This window comes from Arcicella sp. GW458-12-2-14-TSB2, from assembly GCF_059423785.1.
The window spans coordinates 1-11,111 of the sequence record NZ_JBWKYN010000192.1; the positions used below are offsets into that span (position 1 = coordinate 1).

The 11,111-nt window shown below is 35.1% G+C and carries 8 protein-coding genes; 5 read left to right on the forward strand and 3 right to left on the reverse strand.

All coding sequences use genetic code 11. From position 1 onward, the window contains the following. Positions 1–106 precede the first annotated feature (106 nt). A complete protein-coding gene (locus AC07XN_RS20660; protein WP_494744415.1) occupies positions 107–3,454 on the forward strand; it encodes a TonB-dependent receptor in 3,348 nt (1,115 codons plus the stop codon). 63 nt (positions 3,455–3,517) lie between these two features. Here the strand turns inward: AC07XN_RS20660 and AC07XN_RS20665 are convergent, their stop codons facing one another. Further along, the gene (locus AC07XN_RS20665) at positions 3,518–3,874 is read right to left on the reverse strand and encodes a CoA-binding protein (protein ID WP_494744416.1); all 357 of its coding nucleotides are present in this window, start codon (positions 3,872–3,874) and stop codon (positions 3,518–3,520) included. 102 nt (positions 3,875–3,976) lie between these two features. Between AC07XN_RS20665 and AC07XN_RS20670 the strand changes: the two genes are divergently transcribed. Together AC07XN_RS20670 and AC07XN_RS20675 are read left to right on the forward strand one after the other, a co-directional pair. Continuing rightward, on the forward strand, positions 3,977–6,019 hold the full coding sequence (locus tag AC07XN_RS20670) for a hypothetical protein (RefSeq protein ID WP_494744417.1): 2,043 nt from the start codon (positions 3,977–3,979) through the stop codon (positions 6,017–6,019). 65 nt (positions 6,020–6,084) lie between these two features. Beyond that, on the forward strand, positions 6,085–6,675 hold the full coding sequence (locus AC07XN_RS20675) for an HNH endonuclease (RefSeq protein WP_309920415.1): 591 nt from the start codon (positions 6,085–6,087) through the stop codon (positions 6,673–6,675). A 71-nt stretch (positions 6,676–6,746) separates the two neighbouring features. On the opposite strand, the gene porZ is transcribed toward AC07XN_RS20675, so the two are convergent. Both porZ and AC07XN_RS20685 read right to left on the reverse strand, forming a co-directional pair. Beyond that, positions 6,747–8,630 carry a type IX secretion system anionic LPS delivery protein PorZ gene (gene porZ, locus AC07XN_RS20680; RefSeq protein WP_494744418.1) on the reverse strand — a complete coding sequence of 628 codons (1,884 nt, stop codon included), beginning with the start codon at positions 8,628–8,630 and terminating at the stop codon, positions 6,747–6,749. A gap of 11 nt (positions 8,631–8,641) precedes the next feature. Continuing rightward, positions 8,642–9,220: a thymidine kinase gene (locus AC07XN_RS20685; RefSeq protein ID WP_309920419.1), complete on the reverse strand. Its 579-nt coding sequence runs from the start codon at positions 9,218–9,220 to the stop codon at positions 8,642–8,644. A 206-nt stretch (positions 9,221–9,426) separates the two neighbouring features. Between AC07XN_RS20685 and AC07XN_RS20690 the strand changes: the two genes are divergently transcribed. After that, positions 9,427–9,894: an Mpo1 family 2-hydroxy fatty acid dioxygenase gene (locus tag AC07XN_RS20690; RefSeq protein ID WP_494744419.1), complete on the forward strand. Its 468-nt coding sequence runs from the start codon at positions 9,427–9,429 to the stop codon at positions 9,892–9,894. A 283-nt stretch (positions 9,895–10,177) separates the two neighbouring features. Then, positions 10,178–11,083, forward strand: coding sequence for a prohibitin family protein (locus AC07XN_RS20695; protein WP_309920425.1), 906 nt, complete (start codon positions 10,178–10,180; stop codon positions 11,081–11,083). The last annotated feature ends 28 nt before the right edge of the window (positions 11,084–11,111 follow it).

Here is an 11,111-nt window from a genome sequence, read left to right on the forward strand (position 1 = left end):
TCTTTACAGTTTCTTAATAGTAGTATATTGTTCATACTAAAAAAAAGTTGTTATTTTGCATTCAAATTCACCAATTCAAATTCTAACTAAATTCCAAATTTTCAACATGAAAAAATTCTTTACAACAAAGGTAGTTTTCGGTTTTTTACTGATTTTTACTGCTTTTTTTTCAGGAAATACTTTTGGTCAAGTAACAAGCTCACAAATTACGGGTATTGTTACGGATGACAAAGGTTCTGGACTTCCAGGGGCTACAGTAATTGCTGTTCATACTCCTTCTGGTTCTCGCTACGGAGTAGTCACAAATGCTGCTGGTCGTTATACCTTACCAGCCGTTCGTGTGGGTGGCCCTTATACAGTTAAAGCTTCTTTTGTTGGTTTTAAAGACCAAATCCAAGAAGATGTTATGGCTAACTTAGGAGCTGCAGCAAATGTAAACTTCAAACTAACTGAAACAGAAAATGTACTTAATGAAGTAAAGGTAACTGGCAGTCGTTCTGATATCATGTCATCAAACCGTACAGGTGCGGCAGCTTCATTCGGAACAAACACTATCAACAGCCTTCCAACTATCGGTCGTACTATCAATGATATTACTAAGTACAACGCTTATAGTAATGGTCGTTCTTTTGCTGGTCAAGATAGCCGTTTCAATAACTTTACGATTGATGGTTCAGTATTCAACAACGGTTTTGGTTTAGGTAGTTCTGCACAAGCGGGTGGTCGTACTGGTACAACTGCTGTTTCGTTAGATGCTATCGAACAAGTACAAGTAAACATTGCACCATTTGACGTTCGTCAGTCTGGTTTTGCTGGAGCAGGTATCAACGCTGTTACACGTTCAGGTACAAACGAATTCACAGGTTCAGCTTATCACATTTTCAGAAATAGTGATTTAGTAGGAAAGAAAGCTGATGGAAGAAAATTATCAACTGTTAACATCGATGAAAAAACGTATGGTTTCCGTGTTGGTGGTCCAATCATTAAAGACAAATTATTCTTCTTTGCTAACTACGAACAATTTAAAAGTTCAAACCCTGCTTTAGACTGGGTAGCTAACCGTCCAGGTGCTACTGGAGGTAACGTATCTCGTGTATTAGCTTCAGATATTGAAGATTTAGGAAATTTCATGAGAACTAACTTCGGTTATGAAATTGGTGCAATTGATGGTTTCAACAATGAAGTAAACAGTAAAAAAGGTTTGTTACGTTTAGATTATAACATCAGTAACAACCATAAATTAAGTGTTCGTTATTCTCACCATGATTCTGAAACTGGTTCAATCATCAGTAACAGTAACAGTAGTAGTACTGCTGGTAATGGTAACCGTACTAACTCTTCGTTGGCTTTATCTCCACAAAACTCAGGGTATAAAATTCAAGATAACACTCGTTCAATCGTTGCTGAATTAAGTTCAACATTTAACAGTAAGTTTGCCAATAGCTTCATTGCTACATACAACAAACAAATTGAAGATAGAGCACAGGTATCTCTTTTCCCAACAATCGATATTTTGAAAGATGGTTCTACTTATACTACTATGGGTATGGATCCATTTACGCCAAATAACAAATTGAATTATTCAACGTTAAACTTTACGGATAATTTAAGTTACTTTGCTGGTGAACATACATTCACATTAGGATTAAGCTACGAATACTTTACTTCTAATAACGTATTCTTCCCTTCTTCAAACGGTGTTTGGGTATTCAACTCAATTGCTGATTTCAAAACTGCTGCTTTAGCTTACAAAGCAAACCCTGCTTTAACGGTTTCTCCAGTTACTATCAACCGTTTCAACTATCGTTATTCATTATTACCTGACGGAGTAGAGCCTCTTCAAACTTTGAAGGTTTCTAACTACGCTGCCTATATTCAAGATGAATTCCAAGTGAATGATAGATTAAAAGTTACTGGTGGTCTTCGTTTCGACATCTTTAGTTATGATAACTCAACATCTGCTGCATTCTATAATCCAGTTGTTGGTGCTTTGACTTATAAAGACGAAAACAATGCAGATTTAAGAGTAAATACTGGTGCTTTCCCAAGTGCTAAATTATTAGTTTCTCCAAGAATTGGTTTCAACTACGATGTTAAAGGTGATAGATCTGTTCAAGTAAGAGGTGGTACTGGTATTTTCGTATCTCGTATTCCTCAAGTATTAGTATCGAACCAATTGGGTAACAACGGTGTAAATACTGCCGTAATTAACCAAACTGCTACAACAGCTTATCCATTCACATTGAATCCTACTGTTTACAAGCCAGCAACAACAGACATCACTAAATTGCCTGCTTATGTAGTGAATGCTTCAACGGAAGATTTGAAAAACCCAATGATTTGGAAATCAAACATCGCGGTTGACTATAAATTACCATTCGGTTTAATTGGTACTTTAGAAGCTCTTTATAACAAAAACATCAATGCGTTAAGATATATTGACGCTAACTTGAAAGGTGCTTCTGCTAAATTTGATGGTGCTGATTCACGTGGACGTTTCCCTGCTTCTGGTCTTTCAGGTACAGCAGTTAACACTGCTCGTTATTATAACGCTGCTACTACTAACGTATTCGTGTTAACAAATACTAACAAAGGTGAATCTTATTCATTCACTGCTAAAATTGAAAAACCAACTGTTAATGGTTTAGGTGGTATGTTAGGTTATACTTATGCTGTTGCTAAAGATATTCAATCGGTAGGTAGTACAGTACAAGCAAACATTCCTACAGTAGACGGACAAAATTATTTAACACCTTCTTATTCAGATAACGACTTACGTCACCGTTTTGTAGGTTATGTAAACTACCGTATCAATTATGGTGGTGAATTTGGTGGATCAACAATGTTTACTTTAGGTGCTGTTTCTAACAGTGGTTTCAAACAATCATATACATTCGGTAGTGATTTCAATGGAGATGGTCAAATCAATGACTTAATATTTGTTCCTAACAAAGCTTCTGATTTAAACTTTGTACCTTTAACAGTAGGTTCTGGTGCAACAGCTAAAACATATACTGCTGCTGAACAAGCTGCTGCATTTGATGCTTATATCGAAGGTAACCCATACTTGAAAACTCGTCGTGGTCAATATGCAGAACGTAACGGTGGTTATTCTCCATGGTTAACTCGTTTTGACTTCACAGTTGAACAAGATTTCTATGTTAAAACATCTGCTAAAGGAAAGAAAAATACTATTCGTTTACGTGCTGATATCTTAAACATTGGTAACTTATTAAACAATGCTTGGGGTGTAGGTAATGTTTCAACAAGCAGTAACCCATTGAACGTAACTATCAGTTCTACTGGTGTACCATCTTATAGAATCGGAACACAAGTTATTCAAGATGCTGATGGCAACAACCAAACAATCTTATTACGTGATTCATTTGTAAAAAGTATCACAGTTGATAACGTTTGGCAAATGCAATTGGGTATCCGTTATATCTTCAACTAATACTTGAACAAATAACAACCACAAAAAAACTCAGAGAATATCTCTGAGTTTTTTTGTTTTAAATCAATATTGCCTAGTTGATAGCAACACTAATGTACAGGCTTCTTCTACAATTACTCCTTGTTTTTTCGCTATTTCTTCAAAGGCATCATTTTCAGTACCTGGATTAAAAATAATTCTTCTTGGTTTTAGCCCTAATAAATAATCATATAAATTTGATTGATTTTGGGGTGCTACATACATGGTAATGGTGTCAATATCTTCAAGAGGTAATTGATCCGTTTTTATGGTGTATCCAGCAATCTGCCCCTTTTCCTTTCCTAATAACTCTACTTCATGACCATTTGCCAATAACATTTGGGTGGCTTTAAATGAATATCTTCCAGGGTTGCTCGATGCTCCGACTACTAATGTTTTCATAACTGTATCAATTTTTCAATAATTTATTTTACTTTTAAACATTTTTCGGAAGGCTTTTAGTTCTTTAGAAAATTCAAGACCATTTTTATAAATATATAATCTATGCACATTCCTGATTCTTATGATGAATTTAGTCAATTCTGGACGAATCATCAACAAGAGGCTATCTTGGCATACACAAGCCAAAAAGACTCTTTTATAGTAGGTTTATTGCCTGAACATTCAATAGCAATGCCTGCCATTCAATTATTTTACATTTTAGAGAAACGTTTTGGGCAGGCAGCATTATATCAAGCGCTCAATACGTCGTTCACTGTTCAAAGCCCCATTGCTCATCACACTGATACTACTTGGATAAAAACCGTAAATATGGTGGGCATTAATGTCCGTACAATTAGTAGTTTCTTTAACGTAGTAAAATATGCACTAACCTTACCTTCGTCTCAGTCTTCTATTCATTTATTGCCTATCTGGGAATGTGGCGTGGTAGCTAGTTTGTATGGAATGGCAAGCTGGAACATCAATCCAGAGTTTTTTGATGAAGATTTAGCCAGAACATTTCCTCATCTGGCTACCGTAGAAAAACAGTTGAAGGTGGTAACTAATCTTTTACACCTGATGGGTAAAACCGTTGGGATGGATGTGATTCCCCATACAGATAGGTATTCAGAAATAGCATTAGCCAATCCTCAGTTTTTTGAATGGTTACAAAGAAAAGACTTTGAAATTATCAACCATGAGGCTGACTTGCACAAAAAAGTACAAGAGCATATTTTAGCTTTTATAAATCAGCATGGGCCAGCTACAGAAACACAGTACCCTCAAGAAGTGGAAGTTTTTTTTAATAACGCTTACTTTCCAGAAGAACAACGATTAAAAGTACTTTTTGGTGAAAAAGATAATCTTTGGGATAGGAATAAAAAACGTAACCAATTAATTAGTTATTTATATAGTGAAGGGTTTGAGCCGGTGCCTGCTACGATGGCACCGCCATACAGAGGTTTGGAGGTTGATAAACGTGATGAAGCTAAAACGATTGATGAAGATGGGCGAGTATGGAGGGATTATTGTATAACAAATCCTGAAGAAATGTCTAGGGTATTTGGACCGCTTGCCAGATTTAAATTATATGAGAGTTTGAATAACAACCAACATTGGGAAATTGATTTTTCGAAACCAAGAAAAGAAGTTTGGGAATATTCAGCTCAAAAATACTTAGGCTTCGCCCAACATTATAATTTTGATTTCATGCGTGGTGATATGTCGCATGTACAGTTAAGAAAAGAAGGCACGCCTGCTAACCCAGACCAATATTATGATATTCATAAATATATCAAAAAGATTATTTGTGAAATAAAACCAACTTTTTCGTATTTTGCAGAGAGTTTTTTAGCTCCGCCGAATACAATGGCTTATGGTGTGGAAGAAGAACACCTAGAAGGGTCTGATGCAGACAGTACATTAGGCGATTTACAATCGATGGTACTGGGTTCTGAAAAATTTGTTACTGCTTTTGCTCGTTATCATTCATTATTAGAACGCTGTACTTTTGCTCCCAACTTTACAATTATTACAGCAGACAAAGACGATCCGAGATTTGATGAATTTTATTTGCAAGGAAATGAAATTAGAATTTTCATGGCATTATTTTTGAGTGATATGCCTTCATATATGAGTTTGGGTTTTGAACAAAGAGATTTACATAATACTCCTGCCCCAAATGAGTATTATACTAAATTATATGTATTTCAACTTACAGAAGGGCCCAAAGCAACACATTCAAAATATCAGTGGGGTAAAAATGGAGAATTCTTTAAGGCATTGACTATCTTAAGGAAAATTTCGGAAGAAATAACTTCATTAATAGAAAATCAAAGAACCAAATGGCTTATTCCACCAGATTTAGAAGGGAAAAATAAGGTAATCATTTGGACTCAGTTCGAAAATCCGCTTTATCTATTTGTCGTGAATTTAGATACAGAGAATAAAGGCACTGAAATATCATGTGAAAGCATATCGGGTGCAAAACAATTAGAACTTATTTTCAGTAATAATCAACAAGCAAATTTATCTTATAATACAGGCACTATCAGGATTAACTCATTAGAAAAAGGAGAATATAGTATTTACCGTTATCTTTTTTAAAACATTGTGAGTAATCTCATAGTTTTAACATAGAAAATAACCACAAAAATCTTTAAACAAAACAAATGATAGACAAAAAAACCAATTTAGGACCCAAAAAAAGCGCTAGTTTTTGGAATGAAAAATGGGTAGATATTCCTTTTCAAGAAGTAGAGAATCCTCCTGTTTATAAAGTTTCTAACTATGGACGCTTGAAAAGTTTTCAGAATGACCCAGTTCAAGGTGATATCATCAATGGCTCAAAAATTCAAGGATACAAATCGCTTAATATCAGAGCCAAAGGCAATAAATCCCTTAATAGGTATGTTCATAAACTTGTTGCAGAATTCTTTGTAGAAAAACAAAACGAAGAACAAAAATTTGTTATTCATCTTGATCACGACAAGCTAAATAACTATTGGGAGAATTTAAAATGGGTAACTCGCGATGAGATGACAATCCATAATCGCGAAAATCCAGCAGTGAAAGACAGAGTTATACCAAAGCGTACTAAAAATTACAAGTTGACTGAAAGCAAGGTAATTATGATTAAAAAAATGCTAAGGTCAGATAAAAACAGATTAAAAATGATTGCCAAGCAATTTGGCATTACTCATACTCAGCTTAATAGAATTCGTTCTGGGGAAAACTGGGGACATGTTAAATTAGAAGATTAAATCCTGAAAGGGTTCAGCAACAACATTGCTGAACCCTTTTTAGCTCTTTTTGATAAAGGCTTGTAATAAAACTATTTTACTACCGCCAAACGACTCACTAAGGTCTCCTCCCCCTTTGCATTGGCAGAAAAAATTAGGTAAACGCCTGTTTCGGCTCTTTTACCATCAAGTGTTTTCCCATTCCAAACAGCAGTGCCTCCGTTTGCTTTTGTTTCATACACCAAATTGCCCACAATATCCGTAATCTTTACAAAAGCATTTTCCACTAACCCTTCAATACCGATTTGTCCTTCAAAATCTGGACGAACAGGATTAGGAAATACTTTTACTGTATTGTCTAATTGGCTGTTAGTACTTTCAGTCGCTGTTCCTCTATAGGAAACCAAGCCTTTTGAGGTACGAATAAATACATTACCAGACTGTGGCTCGGCCGTGATATAATTGATGTTATTAGAAGGCAAAGGAGCATTAATTTCGGTAAAGTTGGTAACCAGTTCTGTACCGTCTGAATTAAATAAGAAGATTCCGTTCAATGTACCCATCCACTTTCTATTTCCGCCATCTATTGCGATAGAGGTTACTGTCTCATTACCAAGCAAACGTCTTCTTTCAAATACAGGCGTGTAAGCGTCAAAATTTTTACCTGAAAATACCGAAGCAGGGCTATCAAATACTACTACTCCTTTATCAGTACCTACCCACATTTGTCCGTCTTTATCCAATGCCATCGTTTTTACATTCGTACTTGGCAAATTTCCAAAGCCTGTGCCTGTGGTGATAAATTTTTGCTGATTGGTGCTGTTCTTTACCATAATTCCATCAAAGCCACTTCCACGAATCCAAGTATTCCCTCCGTCATCTACCACGACAGAATCTTTTCGTGTTTGATACAAAGTATCTAAACTGGCAGGACTATAGCTCTTATAGTTTCCCTCTAAATTACTTAAAAGTCCATTCTGATAATCTGCCAACCAATACTTCCCTTGAGTATCTGCCCTTAAAACTTTAGGCTGTTTGATTTTAGAATCTGCTACTTTACTAAAGGTGAGCAAATCCATATCTAAAATATTCAATGTCCCATTGGTGATAACAAAATACTTGTTACCTACAATCTTATCGATTACTTCAATTTTATTTGGAAGTATTAAAATACCTGAGAATTTGCCATTTAGATAGGACGAAACATTGCCTGTTTCAGAAGCGATGATAAGACCATTTTGGAAACTAACGAACGTACTGCGCTCTGTGTTTAATGTAGACCAATTGCCAAAAAACTGTAAGTTCACATTTATGGCAAACTTTGCTTTACGAATACCAACAGAGGTAGATAAAAATATAGAATCGTTTGAAAATTCAGTTTTATATATTTTTATGGATGCTCCGTTTACGCCTAAATTTTGATAGGTTTCCTTAATTTCTTCTTTATCAATGTCAAGTATAACCAAACCAAAATCATACGCTAAATAGGCCGTATTGTCATTAATAGCGATATGATTTACAATTTTGCTATCCTGAATAGAACTTGATTCTTTCAATAATGAAATATTCGAAATCTTAGCGGGCTCAAACTGCTCATTCAATTTGATTAAGTCGATATTCCCAGATTGGTAGGCAGCAATTAAGGTATTTTGATTGGCTGAATAAGCAATTTTTACAATGCCTGTTTCGGATAATCCATCAATTTTGGATAATTTAATAGATTCATTATTGCTTTTATCATAATAGAAAAAGCCATTTTCGGTCACACAATAAATCTTATCTTTAATAATAACGACATCTTTGGCAGTAGAATAGTTAAAATATGTTTGCCAAGTACCAATAGGCACTTGGGCTAACACTGAAGTCTGAAAACTGAAAATAATGCTTATTAAAGCAGCGATACCAAAAAGGTTGAAGCCAACCCTTTTTGAATTGTTTAGTGTAAAAGTAGCTGTACTATAGCTGGGAACGGACATACATCATTAAATTATGAATGAAAACACTTTCTACATCTTGCTTCATAGCTATCGGTTTCTCCTAACATTACCTGCTCTTGTGCCGCAGTTTTGCGATATGAATAATTAGCGACATCACCACAAACCATACACACTGCATGAACTTTTGTAATGTATTCTGCAATAGCCATCAAGGCTGGCATTGGGCCAAACGGTATTCCTTGGAAATCCATATCCAGACCCGCTACTATTACTCTTTTACCATTAAAAGCTAATGTATTTACTACTTCAACGATTCCATTATCAAAAAATTGAGCTTCGTCTACTCCAACGACATCACAGTCTCCAGCCAGCAAAAGCATTATCTCTGACGAATGAATGGGTGTTGAACGAATGGAAGAAGCATTGTGTGAAACAATATCTTCGTTGTGATAACGAGTATCAATACTTGGCTTAAAAATTTCTACTTTTTGTTTAGCAATCCTTGCACGATTTAATCTACGAATTAACTCCTCTGTTTTTCCAGAAAACATTGATCCACAGACTACTTCAATCCAGCCTGCCTTTTTCCCATTCAGTTGATGTTGGTGATGATACGGTTCAATAAACACTTTGTTAAAAAATTTTAGCGTTAAAAATTATCCTTTTTACGAAGATAAAGAATTTAAAATGGATGAAATGAAATTATCTTTTATATGTCAAAAAATTGTAAATTAGATTATAGAAGAATAATACAAAAAAGTAAATATAAAATTGTCTTATTTGGAGAATATTTAGTATTATTGCAATCAACTAACCTTAAATCACTAATACACATATGAAGACAATTAACCAATGGCTCGACGAATACGGAGAGAGCCATAAAAACCCCACAAACAAAACCGTCCATTGGATTTGTGTACCCCTTATTTTTTTTAGTTTATTAGGACTACTCTATAGCATAAAACTTTCCTTTTTTAGTATTGGCGACATTGAAGGAAATGTTGCTCTTATTGTATTAACACTTACGATGATTTACTACTTCAACTTGTCGAAATCCTTATCGGCTGGTTTATTTGTATTTGCTACTACCTGTGTATTCTTTTGTTACCTAATTGAAAACTCCGCCATCGTTCCTTTATGGCAAGTATGCCTAACTATTTTTGTGTTGGCTTGGCTAGGGCAATTCTGGGGGCATAAAATAGAGGGCAAAAAACCTTCTTTTTTTAAAGATTTATTATTTTTGATGATTGGCCCTGCTTGGCTAATGAGTTTCATTTATCAACGTTTGGGTATACATTACTAACAATTCTATGTTCAATTATTTTACAGCACCTCAATTATACACTCTGTCCTTCAAGCTTACCATCCATACTATTTCAGGATAAAACAGTATCAAGTAGTTAATATTTGATACTGTTTTTGTTTTCAGGCATTTAAGTCATTGACTGATTTAATGAATGTGTGATTTTGTGATTAGTCCGTTTTAAACTGAAGCGATAAACTGCTTACAAATTACACCTCTCATAATGTCATTTATACTTACCTAGTAAACAACTCGAAAAATTAAACTTAAATCAACCAAAACCATGTTTTTAATTATTTTAGGTGCTATTACTTTAGTGGTAGGCTTTGCCATTAATACACCATCGTTAGCGAGTGCTCGTTTTTCGCGTCCTGTAAAAGTTATTGGTGGCGTAATCATTGTTATTGGGATGCTTAGTTCAGGGATTAAACAAGTTGATGCGGGCGAAGTTGGCGTACAGTCGATATTCGGAAATGTAAATCCAAATACGTTATCCAGTGGACTGAATTTTGTGAATCCTTTGGCAGAAGTTCAGACTTTCGATATCAAGACTCAAAACTATACCATGTCGGCAGTGCATGATGAAGGGGGTAAAGAAGGTGACGATGCCATTAGGGTATTAACTGCGGATGGTCTGGAGGTAATTATTGATTTAACCGTTTTATACAGAGTCATTCCGGCCGATGCGCCGAAAATTCTAAAAGAAATTGGCTTAGATTATAACGACAAAGTAGTGCGACCAATTACCAGAACAAAAATCCGAGATAATGCTGTTTATTATGATGCTGTAGCACTTTATTCTACCAAAAGGGATGAGTTTCAAACAAGAATATTCAAATCTATCGAAAAAGATTTATCTCAAAGGGGCTTACTACTTGAACAGTTATTAATCAGAAATATCAACTTACCTACTTCTGTAAAACAAACGATTGAATCGAAAATTAATGCAGAACAGGAAGCCCAAAAAATGCAGTTTGTACTTCAGAAAGAGAAACAAGAAGCTGAACGTAAACGTGTTGAGGCACAAGGTATAGCAGATTACCAGAAAATTCTCTCTACAGGCTTAAGTGATAAACAATTACAATACGAGTCTATTAAAGCCCAGAAAGACATTGCACTTTCGCCTAATGCTAAAATTATTATATTGGGTGGAAAAGGTAATACACCGATTATGCTAAGCGATAAATAAAAAAACAGGCTGTCTTCGATATGAAGAC